We start from the raw sequence: 20929 nt of genomic DNA on the forward strand, positions 1-20929 counted from the left end.
GGTATCCCTCGTCTCTCTCCCGGGCAGGCCGGGGGTTGATGGCGGGACTACCGTCGCACTCCCCGACCAGTCAGGTCCATCGAAACTTTTCGACCATTCCGTTAAGTGAATGCGAATGGTGGTGCTAGTCGGTGCCCCACGCCGCCAGCGCGGCCTCCACGGCCTTCGCGTCCGCCTCCTCCGCCGCCCACGCCACGTACCCGTCGGGGCGGACCAGGACGGTCGTACGCCGTCCACTGGCCCAGTGCGCCACCGCGGCCCGGCCGCTCGACGCGTACTCCACGCCCTCCGGGGCGATCAGCACGAACTCCCCCTCGCGCAGGGCCTCGTAGAGCCGCCCTTCCTTGAGCGCGACATCCGGGGCCCGGTGTCCGGCCATGCGGTGGGCGCCCTTCGGTGCCGGGTAGGCGTAGCCGATGCCGGTGATCTGGCCGATCGCCTTGGTGCGGACCGGGGCCACCCGGTTGACGAAGGCGGCGAGCGCGGCGCGGGCCGCGATCGTCCACGGCCGCTTGGCCATCGCGAGCCGCACGATCCCGCCGCTGCTGCGCAGGACCGCCTTGCCGACGGGGTGCCGCTCCGACTCGTACGTGTCCAACAGGCCCTTCGGAGCCCGGCCTTCGACCGCCGCGGCCAGCTTCCAGCCGAGGTTCACGGCGTCCTGCAGACCGGTGTTCATGCCCTGCGCGCCCGCCGGGGTGTGGACGTGCGCGGCGTCGCCGGCGAGGAAGACCCGGCCGACCCGGTAGTGCGGCGCCTGCCGCTCGTCGCTGTGGAAGCGGGACATCCAGCGGGCGTCGTGCATGCCGTAGTCGCGGCCGAGCGCGCGCCGGGTGAGTTCCTTGACCTCTTCGAGGTCGAGGGGCTCGCTGTCGGGGACGTCGCGCGACCGGTTCCAGCCGATGACGCGGTAGTAGCCGTCGGCGAAGGGCGCGATGAAGGCGAAGGCGTCACCCACGGCGTTCACGGTGAGGACCGACTCGGGCTTCTCGGCGAGCCGCACGTCGGCGAGGACGAGCGAGCGGATGGCGGACCGTCCGGGGAAGGGCAGGCCGATGGCCTTGCGCACGGGGCTGTGCAGTCCGTCGGCGCCCACCGCATACGCGGCACGCAGGCTCGTCGGCGCACCGCCGGGCCCCTCGACCCGGACCGTCACGCCGTCCGCGTCCTGCGTGAGGCCGGTGACCTCGCTCTCGTAGCGGAAGTCGACCCCGGCCTCGACCGCACGCCGCTCCAGGACGCGCTCGACCTCGTACTGCGGCAGGACCAGGAGGTGGTTGTAGCGCGAGGGCAGCTCGTCGAGGCCGATCTCCAGGTGCGCGAAGAGCCGCAGCCGGTCGAGGACCCTGCCCTTGGCCTCCAGCTCGTCGGCGACGCCCCGCGCGTCGAGCTGCTCCAGCGTGCGGGCGTGCAGGACCAGGGCGCGGGAGAGGTTGCTGATGACGTGCGGCCGCTTCTCCAGGAGGGTGACGGGGACGCCGGCGGCGGCCAGGTCTCCGGCGAGCAGCAGCCCGGTGGGGCCGGAGCCGACGACGATCACGGCGGGGTCGGTGGTGCCGGGGGTTCCGTTTCCGATTCCGTTCATGGCGGCCTCCTGATGCCAACACCCGTTGGCCAACGAGTGTTGGTCAACGCTTGTTGGCTAACGTAGGACCGTCGCCATGGACTGTCAACACTTGTTGGCATACGTGTGTTGGCCTACGCTCGTTGGCATGACCGCAAGCGCACCCGACCCCGCCACGGCGACACCGCATCGCCGCTCCGACGCCACCCGCGGCGCGATCCTCGCCGCCGCCCGCGAGCGATTCGCCGCCGACGGCTATGAGCGGGCCACCATCCGCGCCATCGCCCGGGACGCGAAGATCGACCCGTCGATGGTGATGCGGTACTACGGCAACAAGGAGGGCCTGTTCGCGGCGGCCTGCTCCTTCGACCTGCGCCTGCCGGACCTGGGCTCGGTGCCGCGCGAGGAGGTCGGCCGGGTGCTGGTGGGCCACTTCCTCGACGTATGGGAGGAGAACGAGGCGCTGACCGCGATGCTCCGCGTCGCCATCACCAACGCGCCGGGCGCCGAGCGCATGCGGGGCATCTTCCGGGACCAGCTGCTGCCGGTCGCGCACCGGGTCTGCCCGGACCCGGAGGCCGCCGCGACGCGGGCCGGGCTGTGCGCGGCGCAGATCCTCGGCATGGCGCTGACCCGGTTCGTGCTGCGTTTCCCGCCGCTCACGGAGCTGAGCCGCGAGGAGGTCGTGGACTGGGCGGGTCCGACGGTGCAGCGCTATCTGACGGCTGAAGGGCCATAAGGACGCGCGAGGGGCGCCCTGAGTCAAAAACACGTGGAGGACGCTCTTCGTCGACGTGGACACGCATGATGCGTACGTCGACGAAGAGCGCCCTCCACGGAAAGCGGGGCGTTTCTTACGGAAGCGGCGTCAGCTCTGCTTCTCCTGCTTGCGGGACTTGTCACCGACCATCACGAGGCCCGCGATCACCAGGAACAGCACGATGGGCGCCACGACATAGAGCCCGAGCGTTTCGATCACGCTCAGGCCCGGACCCGGGTCGTCGCCGTCGTCGCGCGTGAGCGCGAGCGCGGGGGACGACATGAGCAGCATCATCAGCGTCGTACCGGAAGCCAGGGCGCCGGCGCGCAGGGCGTTCTTCTTGTCCACGGTGCCAACGTAGCGAACGGCTAAACGGGCCGCGCGTCCGGGGGTGCCGTACGAGTGCCGTCGGGGGTGTGGCCGCCGGTTCGGTCGCGGCCGCGGAACACGTCCATGAACGCGTGCAGGCGGGGTGACGCGGCGAGTTCCTCCAGGGTGACGGGGCGGCCCGCGGCGTCCGCGACGGGCAGCCGCCAGTTCGGATACTCGTCCAGGGTGCCGGGGAGGTTCTGCGGTCTGCGGTCGCCGATCGCGTCCGGCAGCCAGATCCCGACCATGCGGGCCGGGGTCGCCAGCAGGAAGCGGTGGACGGCACGGATCTCCTCCTCCTCGTGACCGCCGCCGCCCGGCAGCATGCCGAGCCGGGCGAGCAGCGCGAGCCACTCCCGCACGTCGGCCGCGGCGACGGCCCGCTCCGTGCTGACCGGGCGGGTCAACTGGCCTAGGCTGTGCCGGAGTTGGACGTGCTCGCCGGTGAGCCGGGCGGCGGTTGACGGCAGGTCGTGGGTGGTGGCGGTGGCCAGGCAGTCCGCGCGCCACCGCTCGGGCGGCAGCGGGCGCCCGCCGCCCTCCCAGTCCCGCTCGAACCAGAGCACGGACGTGCCGAGCACTCCGTGCCCGCGCAGGGTCTCGCGGACGCCCGGCGCCACCGTGCCGAGGTCCTCGCCGATGACGGTGGCGCCCGCGCGGTGCGCCTCCAGGGAGAGGATCGCGAGCATCGCGTCGGCGTCGTAATGGACATACGTCCCGTCCGTGGGCGCGCGGCCCTCGGGGACCCACCAGAGCCGGAAGAGCCCCATCACATGGTCGACGCGGAGTGCGCCCGCGTGCCGCAGGAGGGCGCGCAGCAGGGAGCGGTAGGGGGCGTAGCCGGACGCGGCGAGGCGGTCGGGGCGCCAGGGCGGCAGCCCCCAGTCCTGGCCACGCGCGTTGAACGCGTCCGGCGGGGCGCCGACCGACATGCGGGCCGCGAAGTGCCGTTGCTGCGCCCACGCGTCGGCGCCGCTCGGGTGCACGCCGACGGCCAGGTCGTGTACGAGGCCGACGGCCATGCCCGCGTCCCGCGCGGTGCGCTGGGCGGTGGCGAGCTGGGCGTCGGTGAGCCAGACGAGACGGCTGTGGAAGTCCACACGGTCCATCAACTCGCCGCGTGTGCGGGCGATGTGAGGGCTCGACGGGTCTTGGAGCGAGGCGGGCCACGTGCGCCAGTCCGGGCCGTGCCGCTCGGCCAGCGCGTACCAGGTGGCGTGGTCCTCCAGGGCCTGTCCGTGCTCGGCGATGAAGTCGTGGTACGCGGCCCGGCGGCCGGGACCGAGCGGGACCTCCGCGATCAGCTCAAGGGCCTCGCGCTTGAGCGCCCACACCGCGTCGCGGTCGATCAACTCGCCCTCGCGCAGCACGGATTCCCGCAGCCGCGCGGCCCGCATCGCCAGCTCCGCGACCTGCCTGCGCGCCTCGCCGCCGAGATACGCGTACTCGGGAATCTCCTCGATCCGGAGATGGACGGGGTCGGGGAAACGGCGCGAGGACGGCCGGTACGGGGACGGGTCGGACGGGCCGTCAGGCGGCTTCGGCACGGCCGCGTGCAACGGGTTGACCTGCACGAAGCCGCTGCCGACGGCCCGCCCCGACCAGGCGGCAAGATCGGCCAGGTCGGCGAGGTCGCCCATGCCCCAGGAGTGCTCGGAGAGCAGGGAGTAGAGCTGGACGAGGAGGCCGTGGGTGCGCGGGGGCGGCGGCGGAAGCCGCCAGGGGGCCACGATGAGATGGGCCTCGCCCACAGCCCCGGCGGTCGTCTCGACCCGCATCCGGTGCACGCCGTCCGCCAAAGGGCCCGGCGGCTCGGCGGGGGCGAGCCACTCGATCACCTCGCCCTGCTCGGTGACGACGCGGACGCGGGTGTCGGGAGGCAGAGTGGCCCAGGGTGCCTGCTGGTCCCCGGTCCCCTGCCGCTGATCTCCTGCCCCCTGCGGCTGGTCCCCGGCCCCCTGCCACCACACCACGACCGTCGGCGGAAGCAGCCGCTCCCGCTGCTCGGTCTCGTACGCCGCCAGGGCGTGCCGGATCGCCTCGGGGGTGCTCGCGTCCACGTCCAGGGCGGCCAGGGCCGCGACGACGGCGGCGTCCGTGGCCGGGACCGTGCGGTCCGGGGACGGGGAGTATGAGGTCGCCACGCCGTATGCGGCGGCGAGGCGCGAAAGCCCGGAACGTTCGCCGGGTGGGGGCATCTAGACCCCCATGTAGTCCAGGCCCGAGGCCGTACCGGTGGAGGTCGGCTCGCTGGTGAGGGGGGCGGCGTCGGCGAGCGGCGGCTCGCTGGTGAGGGGCGCGGCGTCGGCCAGCGGGGGCTCGCTGGTCAGCGGCGGTTCGAGGCAGCCGCAGGAGCAGGAGCCGTCGAGGCCGGAGTCGGGGTCGGAGACCTGTTTGGAGAGGGCGGAGAGCAGAAGATTCGCGGAAGCGGCCACGTGGGAGCTCCTTTTCAGGGGGCAGGTCATCGCGTCCCTACCCAGCGGGCGGGATCGCAGACATATCCGTTGTATGAACGTGCGCGTGCTCACATTCGTTTCCCCCGGGGCACATCCGCCGCAAGATCTTCCTTTCGCCGGGCCGAGACGGGACTTCCGTGTCCTCCCCGGCAGGGACCGGCTCTCCCCGTCGGTGACAGGCCGGGGAAGGGAAGAAACCCCCCACAACACCCACCCCCGTTGACACCCCCGCCACCCGAGTGGTGGGCTCAGTGACACCCTGAGACAACCGACGCACCACACGTGATCATCACCGCAGGTGAAGACCACAAGGGACAACGAGGAGAGGGCCGTGCAGCTGCGGCGCAGGAAGGGCGCGGCCGCCGTCGCCGTCGCCGTCATCGCGGGCTCACTCACCGCCGCCCCCGGCGCCATCGCCGCCCCCGGCATCCCGGGCCGCCCCAGCACCCCGGCCACCACCCCGGACACGGACGACGGCAACCTCCCCCCGGTCTGGCCCCGCCCCCAGTCGATGACCGCCGCCGGCGCCTCCGTCGCCGTCACGGACGAGGTCGTCCTCGTCACGGGCCACGCCCCGGACCCGTACGCCGTCGAAGCCCTCCGCACCCTCCTGCGCGACGCGGGCGCCCGCGAGATCACCGAGGTCAAGGACGGCGACCGGCTCCCGGCTGACCGGCTCCCGGCGGGCGGCGACAACCGTCTCGTCGTCCGCGTCGACGGCACCGGCGCCGACCAGGCCCTGCGCGGCCTCGGCGCCCGCGACCGCCGAGACCTCCCGGACGGCGGCTACCGCCTCGCCGTGGGCAACGTCGCCGGACAACCCACCGTCGCCCTCGGCGGCGCAGGCGAGGACGGCCTCTTCCACGGCGTACAGACCCTGCGCCAGCTCATCACCGGCAGGACCGTCCCCGGAGTCACCATCCGCGACTGGCCCGGCACCGCCGTGCGCGGCATGACGGAGGGCTTCTACGGCACTCCCTGGACCCGCGAACAGCGCCTGGACCAGCTGGACTTCATGGGCCGCACCAAGCAGAACCGCTACCTCTACGCCCCCGGCGACGACCTCTACCGCCAGGCCCGCTGGCGCGAGCCCTACCCCGCCGACCAGCGCGCCGACTTCCGCGCCCTCGCCGAGCGGGCGAAGCGCAATCACGTGACGCTCGCCTGGGCCGTCGCCCCCGGCCAGGCCATGTGCATGTCGTCGGACAAGGACATCAAGGCCCTCAACCGCAAGATCGACGCGATGTGGGCGCTGGGCGTACGCGCCTTCCAACTCCAATTCCAGGACGTCAGCTACAGCGAGTGGCACTGCGAGGCGGACGCCGACGAGTTCGGCTCGGGGCCCAAGGCCGCCGCGAAGGCACAGTCCCGCGTGGCCAACGCCGTCGCCGCGCACCTCGCCGAGCGCCACCCCGGCGCGAAGCCCCTCTCCCTGATGCCGACCGAGTACTTCCAGGACGGCTCGACCGAGTACCGCGACGCCATCGCCGACGAACTCGACGGCGGCGTCGAGGTCGCCTGGACCGGCGTGGGCGTCGTCCCCAAGACCATCACGGGACGCGAACTGGCGGGCGCCCGCAAGGCGTTCGGCTCGCACCCGCTCGTCACGATGGACAACTACCCCGTCAACGACTTCGCGCAGGACCGCATCTTCCTCGGCCCCTACACCGGCCGCGAACCCGCCGTCGCCACCGGCTCCGCCGCCCTGCTCGGCAACGCGATGGAGCAGCCCTCGGCCTCCCGCATCCCGCTCTTCACCGCCGCCGACTACGCGTGGAACCCCCGCGCCTACCGCCCGCACGAGTCCTGGCTCGCCGCGATCGACGACCTCTCGGGCGGCGACGCGAAGGCACGGGGCGCGCTGCGGGCCCTCGCGGGCAATGACGCCTCCTCCGTGCTCGGCGCGGACGAATCGGCGTACCTGCGACCGCTCATGGCCGACTTCTGGCGCGCCCGTACGACGACGGACAAGACCCGGATCGAGAAGTCGGGGCAGGTCCTGCGCGATGCCTTCACCGTCATGAAGGAGGCGCCGAGGCGGCTCACGGACAGCGACCTCAAGACTGAAGTCGGCCCCTGGGTCGAGCAGTTGGCCCGGTACGGCGAGGCGGGCGAGACGGCGGTCGACATGGTGCGCGCGCAGGCCGCGGGCGACGGCGCGGCGGCCTGGCGCGCCTCACGCACCCTGGCCGGACTCCGCAAGGAGCTGAAGGCCGCACGGGTGACGGTGGGCAAGGGCGTCCTTGACCCCTTCCTCGCCCGCGCGCAGCAGTCGTACGACACCTGGGCGGGCCTCGACGGCGACCAGGCATCGGAGCGCGCCACGGTCCGCATCCCCCGAGCCCGCCCGCTCACCGCGGTGACGGCACTGACCGACCCCGGCACCAGGGGCAGCGTCGAGGCGCACGTCCCCGGCCAGGGCTGGCGCCGCGTGGCCGTGCTGTCCGGCAGCGGCTTCACGGAGGCCGGGGCGGGGAAGCTGCACGCCGACGCGGTCCGCGTCACGGTCACCGAGGGCACGGTGCGCCACCTGGTCCCCTGGTACGCCGACGCCCCCGCCGCCAAGTTCTCGCTGGCCCGCACGGAGGCCGACGCGGAGATCGGCGGCGGACCGCAGCGCGTCACGGCCGAGCTGCTCTCGCTGCGCCCCGGCGAGGTGAAGGGCGAGCTCACGGCGAAGGCCCCCAAGGGCATCGAGGTCCGCGCCCCGAAGACGTCGACGCTGCCGCGCGGCACCCGGGTGGACGTCCCGCTGGACGTCACCGTCCCGGCGGGCACGCGCTCGGGAACGTACGAGATCCCCGTCACGTTCGAGGGCCAGACCCGCACCGTCTCGGTCCGCGCCTACCCGCGCACCGACGGCCGCGACCTGGCACGCGGCGCGAAGGCGACGTCCTCGGGCGACGAGACGAAGGACTTCCCGGCATCCGGCGCCAACGACGGCGACCCGAAGACCCGCTGGTCCTCACCCGCCGAGGACGGCGCCTGGTGGCAACTGGAGCTGGCGGAGCCGGTACGCCTGGGCCAGGTGGTCCTGCGCTGGCAGGACGCGTACGCGGCGGGCTACCGCGTACAGACGTCGGCCGACGGCAGGACGTGGCGCACGGCGGCGACGGTGAAGGACGGCAGGGGCGGCCGCGAGGCGGTCCGCATGGACGCGCGTGACACGCGTTACATCCGCGTACAGGGCGACAAGCGGGCGACGCGCTTCGGTTACTCGCTGTGGTCGGTGGAGGCGTACGCGGTGGCGGAGGGCTGAGGACTGCGGGTGTAAGCGGCCGTTACCTACTGGCCGACCGCATACACCCACACGTACGACGCACGTGCGGCACACATGCGCCTACCTGCACGTACAACAAAGGCCCGGATCATTGACTAGGCAGAAATGCCGTCGATCCGGGCCATCGCGTCGTCCGCGCCGAACGGCTGCAAGTACGGCAGCCAGCGCGGATCCCTATGTCCGGTCCCGATGATGCGCCAGGCGAGCCCAGAGGGCGGCGCGGGCTTGTGCCGCAACCGCCACCCCAGCTCGAGCAGGTGCCGGTCGGCCTTGACGTGATTGCAGCGGCGGCACGAGGCCACCACGTTCTCCCAGGCGTGCTGACCGCCCCGGCTCTTCGGAATGACGTGGTCGACGCTGGTTGCGACGCCACCGCAGTACATGCACCGACCGCCGTCGCGGGCGAACAGCGCCCGCCTGGTCAGAGGAACGGGCCCCCGGTAGGGGACCCGGACGAACCGCTTGAGGCGGACCACGCTGGGTGCGGGGACGGTGCGCGTTGCGCTGTGCATGAAGGCGCCGGATTCCTCGAGGCAGAGAGCCTTGTTCTCCAGGACGAGGACGAGCGCGCGGCGGAGCGGTACGACACCCAATGGTTCGTACGACGCATTGAGGACCAGGACATGCGGCACGGATGCCTCCTTGTACGCCGGCGGCGCGTGGCTCGCGCCGGGACGATCTGTTGCCAGTCTCCCCTCATGCCTGGTCCGAGCGCCACCATGTACCGGTAACGGGCTCGGAGTGTTTTCGACCACACCTGTGCGTCACCCTCATCTTCCCCAAGTGAGCACTGTCTCTCCCTCGAACATCACAACGATCCACACACAATGCCCCGTTAGTGTGGTGTCTCTGTCCGGTGCATCTTCTGGGCAGACCGCTATGCCTGGAGGTACCTGCCGTGTTGCTGTCCGCCGTCCTGTCGGCAGCCGGAACGGACCCGGACGACAAGTCGCCGTCGACGAAGCCCCCGACCCTGGAAGACGCCCAGCAGAGCGCGACGAACGCCGCGAGCTGGGTGGAGCAGAACTGGTCGACGTGGCTCGGCATCGGCCTCCGCATTCTCCTGATCATCACGATCGCGGTGGTCCTGCGGGTCCTGATCCGCCGCGCGATCACCAAGCTGATAGACCGCATGAACCGCACGGCTCAGGCGGTGGACGGCACAGCGCTCGGCGGCCTCCTGGTGAACGTCGAACGCCGCCGCCAACGCTCACAGGCGATCGGTTCGGTACTCCGCTCGGTGGCGTCATTCCTGATCCTGGGCACGGCGGCCCTGATGATCCTCGGCACATTCGAGATCAATCTGGCCCCGCTCCTCGCGTCGGCCGGTGTGGCGGGCGTGGCGATCGGCTTCGGCGCCCGCAACCTGGTGACGGACTTCCTCTCCGGCGTCTTCATGATCCTGGAGGACCAGTACGGGGTGGGCGACTCGATCGACGCGGGCGTGGCGTCGGGTGAGGTGATCGAGGTCGGCCTGCGCGTCACGAAACTCCGCGGCGACAACGGCGAGATCTGGTACGTCCGCAACGGCGAGGTCAAGCGCATCGGCAACCTCTCGCAGGGCTGGTCCACGGCGGGCGTCGACGTGACCGTCCGTCCCGACGAGGACCTCGACCGGGTGACGGAGGTCCTGACCTCGGTCGGCGAGACGATGGCGAAGGACGAGCCGTGGAACGAGCGCCTCTGGGGCCCGGTGGAGATCCTGGGCCTGGACAGCGTGCTCCTGGACCAGATGGTGGTCCGCGTCAGCGCCAAGACGATGCCGGGCAAGTCGCTGGGCGTGGAGCGGGAGCTGCGCTGGCGCATCAAGCGGGCGTTCGACGCGGCGGGCATCCGCATCGTGGGCGGCCTCCCGCTACAGCAGCCGGAGGAATCAACCCCGGACCCGACGGCAGCCATGTCGGCCCCGTCGGCCTACGCGTCATCGACGTCCCCCCAGTCCCTGGCAGCTTCGCCTATAGCACCGCCGCCGAATCTTTCTAAGTAGGGGGCGGCGGTCGGTACGTGGTCTCGGTAGGTGGTCTCGGTACGTGGTCTCGGTAGGTGGTCTCGGTAGGTGGTCTCGGTAGGTGGTCGGGGGGGGGCATCTGGAAGGCCGCATTCCGGGCACCCCACCGACGCACCCGAGATCCACTTCCCCGCGACCCACTCCACAGCTCCACAGCTCCACAGCTCCACAGCTACACAGCTACACAGCTACACAGCTACCGAAGACCGTCACCCGAACCAGCTGACCTGAACGACCACGATCCGCTCGCCGCGCACATCAGTCAGGGACGTCAGCATGAGCAGGCCCCGGCTCTCGGTCCGCACGCCGAGCCCTGGGCCCGTGAAGGCGGCGCCTTCCAGGAAGACCATGGACTCGCGCACCGCGATCTCGCCGGCCAGCCGCTCGGGCCTCCGCCCGGGCCTCGGCAGTCAGCCCGTCTGGAAGATCATCCCGGAACTGCTCCCAGTGCCCGTCAGCCACCGACCGCCTCTCGATGCGCGGCACGCACGATCTCCCCGGCCTCGCGGATCGCCCGGTCCCGCTCCTCCGGATCCGGGCTGTTGACCGCCTGTTCGGCGGCGTGCAGACGGCGGGCCGTCTCGGGGTATCGCTCGATCTACACGACCACGCCCCATCGTCGGTAGAACATCCGGATCGGTACGACGCTGTCCTCGTCGCCAGCCTGCACGAAAGCCTGCTGAAGGTCTTCGAAGAACTCGGGGAGGCGAGACGGAGCCACCGTGGCCACAGCCTGACGCAGGGCCGGGAGCTTGAGCTCGGGGCGGGGAATGAGCGGACGGTCCCCGGCCGCGTACGGCATGGTCATCGGCCACCCCTCCTGATCGTCGAGCGCCTTCGCGGCACATGCCCACGCTAGCGTCATTCGTCACGCGCCCTGCGCCGACGGCCAGATCCCACTCGCACCACACCACTTTCCCCACGCCCCGCCACGGTTGCCTGGCCCTGCGGGACGGCGTGCTCCGCACCGGGCCTGGGTGCCATAGCCCTGCCCCCGCCTGGGACGAACTGCCGTCACCGGCCGGGATGGCTTCGGTGGCAGTGGCGGGTCGTCCTGCCGGGTGCGGACCAGTTCGTTTGGGGCTCGGTCAGGGGGTGGGGCTGGGGTCAGGGCGGCTGCTTGGGGTGGCCCGGTGCCTTCGATGGTGGCCGGGGCCGCCCGGCTTCTGCGGAGTGTGGCGCTTCCGGCGCCCCTGTAAAGGGCGCTCCGCTGCGCTACGCGTCGGCTTCGCCGATTCCGCTTGCGCTCCACCCTTGACAGGCCCGCCTCCACCGCAGTGACCCTTTTGACCGGGCGGCCAGGGGAGGGGACTCACGGGAGGGACCGGTCCGGCGCCCGGTCTTCATGCCGGGTGCGGACTAGTCCGGAGCGGCTCGGTCATGCGAGGAGGGGCCGTCCGACAGATCGGCTCAGCCCCGGGACCTGGGCCGGCCGTCGTGCCGTCTGCGGACTGGTTCGGTGCAGCTCGCCCACTGGGTGAAGTCGGGGCCCGACAGGCCGGCTTCGCTCCGGGGCCTGGGGCGGCCGTCGTGCCGTCTGCGGAGTGGTTCGGTGCAGCTCGCCCACTGGGTGAAGTCGGGGCCCGACAGGCCGGCTTCGCTCCGGGACCTGGGGCGGCCGTCGTGCCGTCTGCGGACTGGTTCGGTGCAGCTCGCCCGCGCGGAAGGGCGCGGCAGCAGGGCGGCATGCGGTGCAGGGGCTGCTTTCCGAGAAAGTCCCACGACACGCCGCCCCCAGCCCCCAATCAGCGGGACTTTCTCGGATCCCGCCCCAGATCCCCCCTTCCAGCACCCGAGATGACCGATATGCCGGAATCGGGGGCGGGAGGTAAGGCCCCGCCCGTCACACACACCTCGACCGCCTCCCCTTCATCGCGCCGCCCTTCCCGCCCCTGCCGTCTGGCCGCCGCCACCGGCGGCACGACGCCCGTCATCCGGCACCCATCTCCCACTGTCCGGCGGCCCCCACCGCCCGCATGGCCGTGATCACCACAGACCGTCCCCCGGACCGGCCGCGCACCCCCAGCCCCTTCCGCCTGGCGGCACCCCCGCCGCATGACGCCCGCCCCGAAAGACCCGGTCGGCAGCCGCTCGACGAAACCGGGACCCATCCCCGCACCGACCGCGCACCCCCGCTCCTCCCAACTGGCGGCGCCTGCACCGAACCAGTCCGCACCCGACATGACGACCCGACCCGCCCTCCGGGGCGATGTCGGGCTGTCGGGCGGCCCCTCCCCGAGTGGGCGAGCCGCACCGAACTAGTCCGCACCCGGCATGAAGACCGGGCACCGGACCGGTCCCTCCCGTGAGTCCCCTCCCCTGGCCGCCCGGTCAAGGAGGTCTCTGCGGTGGAGGCGGGCCTGTCAAGGGTGGAGCGCAAGCGGAATCGGCGAAGCCGACGCGACCGAAGGGAGCGCCCTTTACAGGCACGCCGGAACCGCCACACTCCCCAAAACCGGGCGGCCCCGGCAACCATCAACGACACCGGCCCACCCCAAGCAGCCGCCCCTACCCAGCCCCACCCCCTGACCGAGCCCCAAACGAACTGGTCCGCACCCGGCAGGACGACCCGCCACCGCCACCGAAGTCGAGCCGGCCTGTCGGCCCGCACCTTCACCGAGTGGGCAAGCCGCGCCGAACCAGTCCGCAGACGGCAGCACGACCGCCCCAGGCTCCGGAGCCAAGCCGGTCTGCCGGGCGGCGCCTCCCCGCATGACCGAGCCCCACCGAACCAGTCCGTACCCGGCACGAAGACCGAACCGCCCCACCGGACCTCCCCGTGAGTCCCCTCCCCTGGCCGCCCGGTCAAGAAGGTCTCTGCGGTGGAGGCGGGCCTGTCAAGGGTGGAGCGCAAGCGGAATCGGCGAAGCCGACGCGACCGAAGGGAGCGCCCTCTACAGGCACGCCGGAACCGCCACACTCCGCAGAAGCCGGGCGGCCCCGGCCACCATCAACGACACCGGCCCACCCCAAGCAGCCGCCCTGACCCCAGCCCCGCATGGACCGGACGGCACCCGGCACGACACCCGCCACTGCCACCGAAGCCACCCCGCCGATCGGCACCCGGTCCTGACAGCCATACGCGAAGGGCCGGTCCGCGCCCGGCAGGACGACCCGCCGCCGCACCGGAGCCAAGCCTGTAGTCCAGCGCCCGGTGTGCCAGGCGATCGCAGCCTCCGGCACGGTGCGCAAAGTACCGACCCGCCCCAAGCCGCCCTCGCGCCCGCCCTTGCCAGGGACGGCAGTTCGGCTTCAGGTGGGGACGGAGCCGCGCGATGGGACGCAGGGGCGTGGAGCCCCGGCCCGGTGCGCCCAGCGCCGCCCTACCCCGACAGCGCCCCCCAGCACCCTCACCCCCCAACCCCCGCCCCCACATAACGACTTGGTTGCCGGCCCCACCCCCGCTATTGACGCCCCCGCCACCTCCGGCATACCTTCCCCACACCCAATAGGAAAGTTTCCTAACAGTGCGGCGCCGGTACGGTCCGTACAAGGCAGGTTCAGTACAAGGCAGGTTCCGTCCTCGGCCGGTTCCGTACAGACGTAAGGCGAGGAGCAGCTCATGGGTGGCTCGACCGGTGGTGGGTCCACGCCAGGGACCCCGCGTGTCCTGCGGGCGATGAACGACCGCGCCGCGCTGGACCTGCTGCTCGCCCACGGCCCCCTCTCCCGCACGAAGATCGGCAAGCTCACCGGGCTCTCGAAGCCCACCGCCTCCCAGCTCCTCGCCCGCCTCGAAGCGGCCGGACTGGTCAAGGCCACGGGGACGACCGAGGGGCGGCCGGGGCCCAACGCCCAGCTGTACGCGGTCAATCCGGCCGCCGCCCACGCCGCCGGACTCGACGTCAACCCCGACCGCATCCGCGCCGCCGTCGCCGACGTCACCGGCAGGACCGTGGGCGAGTTCCGGCTGCCGACCCCCGGCCGCCGCGCCGACGCCGTCGTACGCCAGGTCACCGAGGCGCTGGACGGGGCCGTGAAGGCGGCAGGGCTCACCCGCGCCGACATCCACCGCCTCGTCATCGGCACCCCCGGGGCCTTCGACCCCAACACCGGGCGGCTGCGATACGCCTCCCACCTGCCCGGCTGGCACTTCGCCACCCTCCTCGACGAACTCGCCGCCGCCCTCCCGATGCCCGTCGAGTACGAGAACGACGTCAACCTCGCCGCCATCGCCGAGCAGCGGATCGGGGCAGCCAGAGATCACCAGGATTTCGTGCTGCTGTGGAATCAGGAAGGGCTCGGCGCCGCCCTCGTCATCGGCGGGCGGCTGCACCGCGGCTGGACCGGGGGCGCCGGTGAGATCGGGTTCCTGCCCGTGCCCGGAGCGCCCCTCGTACGGCAGGTCACCAAGGCCAACAGCGGTGGGTATCAGGAGCTCGCCGGGTCCCAGGTCATTCCCAAGCTTGCCCGCGAGCTCGGGATCTCCCCCATCCCACACGGTCCGTACGCCGACGTCGCCGCCGCCCTCGTCGAGCAGGCCGCCCGCATCAACGACGGTCCCCACCGGCAACTCCTGGAGACGTACGCCACCGGGCTCGCCACCGGACTCGCCTCGCTCATCGCCGTATTCGACCCCGAACTCGTCGTCCTCAGCGGCTCGTTGCACACCGCAGGCGGCGAACCCCTGCGTGAACTGATCCAGGCCGAGCTCGACGAGCTGGCCGTCTCACGTCCCCGTCTCGTCGTCGGAGAAGTCGCCGAACACCCCGTGCTGCGCGGCGCGTTGGAGAGCGCCCTCGCCGCCACCCGCGACGAGGTCTTCGACACCTCCCGCTGACCACCCCGCCGTCACCTCACCCACCCACCCCGGCCCCACCGCCCCCGCACTCTCCGCCCCTGACGTAACCCCTCGTCCGAGCAACCCCGTCCTGCCAGGGAGTCCTTCGTCATGCCCGAAAACCGCCGCATGCCCGAAAACCGCCGCGCGACCGCCGTCGCGCTCGCCGCGACCGCCTCCATAGCCCTGCTCGCCGGCACCACCGCCTGTACAGGTCAGAGCAGCTCCGGCGCGAACGACGACGCCGGCAAGGAGACGACCATCACCTTCTGGCACGGCTGGAGCGCGCCCTCCGAGGTCAAGGCCGTCCAGGCGAACGTCGACGCCTTCGAGAACGAACACCCCAACATTCATGTCAACGTCGTCGGGAACATGAACGACGACAAGATCAATCAGGCCCTGCGGGCCGGCGGTTCGAAGGCGCCCGACGTCATCTCCTCCTTCACCACCAACAACGTCGGCAAGTTCTGTTCGTCCGGTGCCTGGGTCGATCTCGATCCCTTCTTCAAGAAGGACGGGATCGATCCCGGGAAGACCTTCCCGAAGGCCATGAACGAGTACACGCAGTTCGAGGGCAACCGCTGCGCCGCCCCGCTCCTCGGCGACGCGTACGGCCTCTACTACAACAAGGACGCGTTCAAGAAGGCCGGCATCAAGAGCCCGCCCAAGACCTGGTCCGAATTCACCTCCGTGGCCAAGAAGTTGACGAAGGAGAAGGGGGACTCCTTCTCGCAGCTCGGGTTCATGCCGAACTACCACGGCTACGAGACGAAGACCGAGCACTACTTCGCGCAGTGGTCCCCCACGTACTTCGACAAGGACGGCAAGTCGAACGTCGCCAAGGATCCCGCCTTCGCGGACGGATTCACGTACCAGAAGAAGCTCGTCGACGCACTGGGCGGATACACGAAACTGGAGAAGTACCGGTCGGCCTTCGGTGACGAGTGGGGCGCCAAGCACCCCTTCCACACCGGCCAGGTCGCGATGCAGATGGACGGCGAGTGGCGGCTCGGCATGGCGGAGGAGGCCAAGGTCGGGTTCGACATCGGCGTGGCGCCGCTGCCTGTGCCCGACGACCAGAAGGACAGCTACGGCAAGGGGTACGTCACCGGCACCATCGCCGGTATCGCCGCCACCAGCAAGAAGCAGAACGCCGCGTGGGAGCTGGTCAAATTCATGACCACGAACACGGATGCGGTCGTGAACTTCTCCAACGCCATCCACAACGTGCCCTCCACCCACGACGCCCTGAAGTCGCCGAAGCTGAAGTACGACCCGCGCTTCAAGACGTTCCTGGACATCGCCGAGAACCCGGAATCGACGACAAGCCCCGCGTCGGTCAACGGCGGTCCCTACCTCGTCTCCATCCAGAACCTCGGATACGACTACGAGAAGGGGAAGCAGCAGGATCTCGAGGCCGGGCTCAAGGCCACCGCCGACGAGATCGACACGGACATCGAGCAGGCGAAGTAGTCGGCGTCCGATGAGCACGGTGAAATCGACGAGCACTTCCGGCTCGTATACGTTGCCTTCGAACACGTCGCCCTCGAATACCTTGCGTTCGAAGCGCCGCAGGTCAGCGCTTCGCACCGCCGCCTTCATGTCCCCCTGGCTGATCGGCTTCGCCGTCTTCTTCGCCTATCCGCTGATCTCCACCGTCTATTTCTCGTTCATGCACTACGACGGCTTCAAGCCGCCGACGTGGACGGGGACGGACAACTGGGCCTACGTCTTCTCCGACTACCCGCTGTTCTGGCCCGCCCTGCGCAACACCCTCTGGCTCGTGGTCGTCATGGTGTCCTGCCGGGTCGTCTTCGGCATCGGGATCGGGCTGCTGATCACCAAGATCAAGACCGGTACGGGGGTCTTCCGGACTCTCTTCTATCTGCCCTATCTCGCCCCGCCCGTCGCCGCGACCATGGCGTTCGCCTTCCTCCTCAACCCCGGTACCGGGCCCGTCAATTCGCTGCTCGGCGATCTGGGGCTGCCCGCCCCGGGCTGGTTCAACGACGCCGCCTGGTCCAAGCCCGCCCTCACCATGCTCGCCCTGTGGGGCATCGGTGACCTCATGGTCATCTTCATGGCCGCACTGCTCGACGTACCGAAGGAGCAGTACGAGGCCGCCGAGCTGGACGGCGCGTCGTCCTGGCAGCGGTTCCGGTTCGTGACGCTGCCGAACATCTCGCCGATCGTGATGTTCGCGGTGGTCACGGGCGTGATCCAGACCATGCAGTACTACACACAGCCCCTGGTCGCCGGAAAGGTCGCGTCCGGTGTGATCGGCGGCTCCGGGCAGCAGTTCGAGCCCGGCTACCCGGACAAGTCGACGCTGACGCTGCCGCAGCTCGTCTACAACCTCGGCTTCCAGCGCTTCGACTACGGCTCCGCCTGCGTCATCGCGCTCGTGCTCTTCGCCCTGGCCATGGCGTTCACCGCGTTCCTGATGCGGCGGCGCGGCGGCCTCGTCCAGGCAGGTGACTGAAACGTCATGACGAGTCAATTGCTGGAAGAACAAACAACCAAGCCGGGTGCCGAGCCGGCGGCCACCACCCCCGCCGCCCGCACCGCCCGCCGCAAGGCCCTGCTGCACTGGATCGCCGTCCACGCCATCGGCGTCGCCGTCGCGCTCTTCTTCGTGCTGCCGTTCGTGTTCGTCTTCCTCACGTCGTTGATGAGCGACCAGCAGACGCTCACCCGCGATCTGGTCCCGGACACCTGGCAGTGGTCCAACTACAGCAAGGTCTTCGACACCCCGGGCTTTCTGACCTGGTGGCGAAACACCCTTCTGTACGCGGGACTCGGCACCACCCTGACGGTCGTGTCCTCGCTGCCCGTGGCGTACGCGCTCGCCAAGTTCCGGTTCAGGGGGCGCAATCTCTCGCTGATGCTGGTCATCTCGATGATGATGCTGCCGCCGCAGGTGATCATCATCCCGATGTATCTGTTCTGGGCGAAGCAGCTGGACCTGTCCGGAACGCTGTGGCCGCTGATCATCCCGATGGCGTTCGGCGACGCGTTCTCCATCTTCCTGCTGCGGCAGTTCCTGCTGACCATCCCGAACGAGTACATCGACGCGGCGAAGGTCGACGGCTGCGGGGAACTGAGGACCCTGCTCAGGGTCGTGGTTCCGATGGCCAAGCCCGGTATCGCCGCCGTCGCGCTGTTCCAGTTCTTCTACGCCTGGAACGACTACTTCGGGCCGCAGATCTACGCGTCCGAGAATCCGGGTGCCTGGACCCTTTCGTACGGCCTCGAGTCGTTCAAGGGCGCGCACCACACCGACTGGAACCTGACCATGGCCGCGACCCTGCTGGTCATGGCCCCCGTGATCCTCGTGTTCTTCTTCGCGCAGAAGGCGTTCGTCGAGGGTGTCACGCTCACCGGAGTGAAGGGCTGAAGGGCTGCATATGAAACTCGCCGTTGTGGGCGGAGGCTCCACCTACACCCCCGAACTCATCGACGGATTCGCCCGGTTGCGGGACACGCTGCCGATCGAGGAACTCGTCCTCGTCGATCCGGCCGCCGAGCGGCTTGAGCTTGTCGGTGGTCTTGCCCGGCGGATCTTCGCCAAGCAGGGCCATCCGGGGCTGATCGTCACCACCTCCGACCTGGACGCCGGCGTCGAAGGCGCTGATGCCGTGCTGCTGCAGCTGCGCGTCGGCGGGCAGGCCGCCCGGGATCAGGACGAGACCTGGCCGCTGGAGTGCGGGTGCGTCGGTCAGGAGACGACCGGGGCGGGCGGGCTCGCCAAGGCGCTGCGGACGGTGCCGGTCGTCCTGGACATCGCCGAGCGCGTACGCCGTACCAATCCGAACGCCTGGATCATCGACTTCACCAACCCGGTGGGCATCGTCACGCGCGCCCTGCTGCAGGCCGGGCACAAGGCGGTCGGGCTCTGCAACGTGGCGATCGGCTTCCAGCGGAAGTTCGCGAAGCTGCTCGACGTCACCCCCGGTGACGTCCACCTCGACCATGTGGGGCTCAACCACCTCACCTGGGAGACGGGAGTGCGGCTCGGCGGGCCCGAGGGCGAGAACGTGCTGCCCGGGCTGCTCGCCGAGCACGGCGACGGCATCGCGGCCGACCTGCGCCTGCCGCGCACCGTCCTGGACCGGCTAGGCGTCGTCCCCTCCTACTATCTGCGCTACTTCTACGCGCACGACGAGGTCGTACGAGAGATGCGCACGAAGCCGTCCCGGGCCTCCGAAGTGGCGGCCATGGAGGCGGAGTTGCTGGCGATGTACGGCGATCCCGCGCTCGACGGGAAGCCGGAGCTGCTCGGCAAGCGGGGCGGCGCCTTCTACTCGGAGGCCGCCGTCGACCTCGCGGCGGCGCTGCTCGCCGGCGGGGGCAGTCCGTACCAGGTCGTGAACACGTACAACCGGGGAACGCTGCCGTTCCTGCCGGACGACGCGGTCATCGAGGTGCAGGCGGCGGTCGGCCCGAAGGGGGCGGCGCCGCTCGCGGTGCCCGAACTCGACCCGCTGTACGCGGGGTTGACCGCCAACGTCACGGCGTACGAGGAGCTGGCCCTGGAGGCGGCGCTGCGGGGCGGCCGTGACCGGGTGTTCCGGGCGCTGCTCGCCCATCCGCTGATCGGCCAGTTCGGGTACGCCGAGCAGCTCACCGATCAGCTGATCGCGCACAACCGGGAGCACCTCGCGTGGGCATGAGTGGTGCCGTGAGTCCCGTCGCGTCCGGGTCGGTTCTCGCGATCGACGCGGGCAACAGCAAGACCGACGTCGCCTTGGTCGCCGCGGACGGCAGTGTCGTCGCGGCGGCGCGCGGCGGAGGGTTCCAGCCGCCCGCGGTGGGCGTCGAGACCGCTGTGGACGTGCTGGAGTCGGCGGTGCGCGAGGTGTTCGCCGCGGCCGGGGTCGACGGGGTCGACCATGTCTCGGCGTGCCTCGCCAACGCCGATCTCCCCGTCGAGGAGCAGCAGTTGACGGCTGCGCTGACCGCTCGCCGCTGGGGCCGGAGCGTGGCCGTGCGCAACGACACGTTCGCGATCCTGCGGGCGGGGGTCACGGAGCCGCGCGGGGTCGCCGTGGTGTGCGGCGCGGGCATCAACTGCGTCGGCATGCGCCCGGACGGCCGCACGGCCCGCTTCCCCGCGATCGGGCGGATCTCCGGGGACTGGGGCGGCGGCTGGGGCCTGGCGGAAGAGGCCTTGTGGCACGCGGCCCGCGCGGAGGACGGCCGCGGCGGGCCGACCTCCCTGGCCCGCACGCTTCCGGCACACTTCGGACTGCCGTCCATGTACGCCCTGATCGAGGCGCTGCATCTCGGGCGGATCGACGAGCTGCGGCGCCATGAACTGACGCCGGTGCTCTTCGGCACGGCGGTGGAGGGGGACGCCGTGGCGCGGGGCATCGTGGACCGGCTCGCGGAGGAGGTGGTGGCGATGGCGGTCGTCGCCCTGGCCCGGCTCGAACTCCTGGAGGAGGAGACGCCGGTGCTGCTCGGGGGAAGTGTGCTGGCGGCCGGTCATCCCCAACTGGACGACGGGATACGTGCGTTGCTGGCGTCGCGTGCCCCGAAGGCGGTCCCGCAAGTGGTGTCCGTGCGGCCGGTGCTGGGGGCGGCGCTGCTGGGACTTGACCGGGTGGGGGCGTCCTCGGGGGCTGTGGCGCGGGTGCGGGGGCACTACGAAGGTGCTGCCTCCGATGGAACCGAACCCCGCTGAATCGCGTATTGAAAGGCAGGGGCGGC

At 70.9% G+C, this 20929-nt stretch carries 16 protein-coding genes; 9 read left to right on the forward strand and 7 right to left on the reverse strand.

The window, feature by feature from the left end:
• Positions 1 to 124 precede the first annotated feature (124 nt).
• Positions 125 to 1585 (reverse strand): FAD-dependent monooxygenase, encoded by a 1461-nt coding sequence (locus tag ACIBKX_RS05175; protein ID WP_363273263.1) that lies wholly within the window; start codon positions 1583 to 1585, stop codon positions 125 to 127.
• A gap of 127 nt (positions 1586 to 1712) precedes the next feature.
• Between ACIBKX_RS05175 and ACIBKX_RS05180 the strand changes: the two genes are divergently transcribed.
• A complete protein-coding gene (locus ACIBKX_RS05180) occupies positions 1713 to 2303 on the forward strand; it encodes a TetR family transcriptional regulator (RefSeq protein WP_363273262.1) in 591 nt (196 codons plus the stop codon).
• Positions 2304 to 2432: 129 nt separating this feature from the next.
• Here ACIBKX_RS05180 and ACIBKX_RS05185 read toward each other — a convergent pair whose 3' ends face one another.
• From ACIBKX_RS05185 to ACIBKX_RS05195, 3 genes are read right to left on the reverse strand one after another with little or no spacing between them, the layout of a single operon-like run.
• Positions 2433 to 2672, reverse strand: a complete 240-nt coding sequence (locus tag ACIBKX_RS05185) for a hypothetical protein (protein WP_363273260.1) — start codon at positions 2670 to 2672, stop codon at positions 2433 to 2435.
• 20 nt (positions 2673 to 2692) lie between these two features.
• Positions 2693 to 4891: a 4-alpha-glucanotransferase gene (gene malQ / locus ACIBKX_RS05190; protein WP_363273259.1), complete on the reverse strand. Its 2199-nt coding sequence runs from the start codon at positions 4889 to 4891 to the stop codon at positions 2693 to 2695.
• Positions 4892 to 5128 carry a hypothetical protein gene (locus ACIBKX_RS05195; RefSeq protein WP_266866893.1) on the reverse strand — a complete coding sequence of 79 codons (237 nt, stop codon included), beginning with the start codon at positions 5126 to 5128 and terminating at the stop codon, positions 4892 to 4894.
• A gap of 352 nt (positions 5129 to 5480) precedes the next feature.
• Between ACIBKX_RS05195 and ACIBKX_RS05200 the strand changes: the two genes are divergently transcribed.
• Positions 5481 to 8408: a beta-N-acetylglucosaminidase domain-containing protein gene (locus ACIBKX_RS05200; RefSeq protein ID WP_363273439.1), complete on the forward strand. Its 2928-nt coding sequence runs from the start codon at positions 5481 to 5483 to the stop codon at positions 8406 to 8408.
• Between the two features lie 116 nt (positions 8409 to 8524).
• Here ACIBKX_RS05200 and ACIBKX_RS05205 read toward each other — a convergent pair whose 3' ends face one another.
• A complete protein-coding gene (locus ACIBKX_RS05205) occupies positions 8525 to 9061 on the reverse strand; it encodes an HNH endonuclease (RefSeq protein WP_360765489.1) in 537 nt (178 codons plus the stop codon).
• Positions 9062 to 9327: 266 nt separating this feature from the next.
• On the opposite strand from ACIBKX_RS05205, the gene ACIBKX_RS05210 reads away from it, so the two are divergent.
• Positions 9328 to 10416 (forward strand): mechanosensitive ion channel family protein, encoded by a 1089-nt coding sequence (locus tag ACIBKX_RS05210; protein WP_363273258.1) that lies wholly within the window; start codon positions 9328 to 9330, stop codon positions 10414 to 10416.
• A gap of 230 nt (positions 10417 to 10646) precedes the next feature.
• Here ACIBKX_RS05210 and ACIBKX_RS05215 read toward each other — a convergent pair whose 3' ends face one another.
• Positions 10647 to 10799, reverse strand: a complete 153-nt coding sequence (locus ACIBKX_RS05215) for a hypothetical protein (protein WP_363273257.1) — start codon at positions 10797 to 10799, stop codon at positions 10647 to 10649.
• A gap of 236 nt (positions 10800 to 11035) precedes the next feature.
• Entirely contained in the window at positions 11036 to 11245 is a 210-nt protein-coding gene (locus ACIBKX_RS05220; protein ID WP_363273256.1) for a hypothetical protein, read from the reverse strand.
• 2754 nt (positions 11246 to 13999) lie between these two features.
• Here ACIBKX_RS05220 and ACIBKX_RS05225 point away from each other — a divergent pair.
• The 6 genes from ACIBKX_RS05225 (at position 14000) to ACIBKX_RS05250 (ending at position 20903) form a co-directional block, all read left to right on the forward strand.
• Positions 14000 to 15217, forward strand: a complete 1218-nt coding sequence (locus tag ACIBKX_RS05225; RefSeq protein WP_363271777.1) for an ROK family transcriptional regulator — start codon at positions 14000 to 14002, stop codon at positions 15215 to 15217.
• 129 nt (positions 15218 to 15346) lie between these two features.
• Positions 15347 to 16690: an ABC transporter substrate-binding protein gene (locus tag ACIBKX_RS05230; RefSeq protein WP_363272041.1), complete on the forward strand. Its 1344-nt coding sequence runs from the start codon at positions 15347 to 15349 to the stop codon at positions 16688 to 16690.
• 127 nt (positions 16691 to 16817) lie between these two features.
• A complete protein-coding gene (locus ACIBKX_RS05235) occupies positions 16818 to 17699 on the forward strand; it encodes a sugar ABC transporter permease (protein WP_363271778.1) in 882 nt (293 codons plus the stop codon).
• A gap of 6 nt (positions 17700 to 17705) precedes the next feature.
• Positions 17706 to 18614 carry a carbohydrate ABC transporter permease gene (locus ACIBKX_RS05240; protein ID WP_363271779.1) on the forward strand — a complete coding sequence of 303 codons (909 nt, stop codon included), beginning with the start codon at positions 17706 to 17708 and terminating at the stop codon, positions 18612 to 18614.
• 10 nt (positions 18615 to 18624) lie between these two features.
• Positions 18625 to 19890, forward strand: a complete 1266-nt coding sequence (locus ACIBKX_RS05245) for a 6-phospho-beta-glucosidase (RefSeq protein WP_363271780.1) — start codon at positions 18625 to 18627, stop codon at positions 19888 to 19890.
• Entirely contained in the window at positions 19887 to 20903 is a 1017-nt protein-coding gene (locus tag ACIBKX_RS05250) for a BadF/BadG/BcrA/BcrD ATPase family protein (protein WP_363271781.1), read from the forward strand. Before ACIBKX_RS05245 ends, ACIBKX_RS05250 begins: the two co-directional genes overlap by 4 nt.
• Positions 20904 to 20929: the final 26 nt, after the last annotated feature.

Source organism: Streptomyces sp. NPDC050658 (genome assembly GCF_044457025.1).
In the GTDB taxonomy this organism is placed as follows: domain Bacteria; phylum Actinomycetota; class Actinomycetes; order Streptomycetales; family Streptomycetaceae; genus Streptomyces.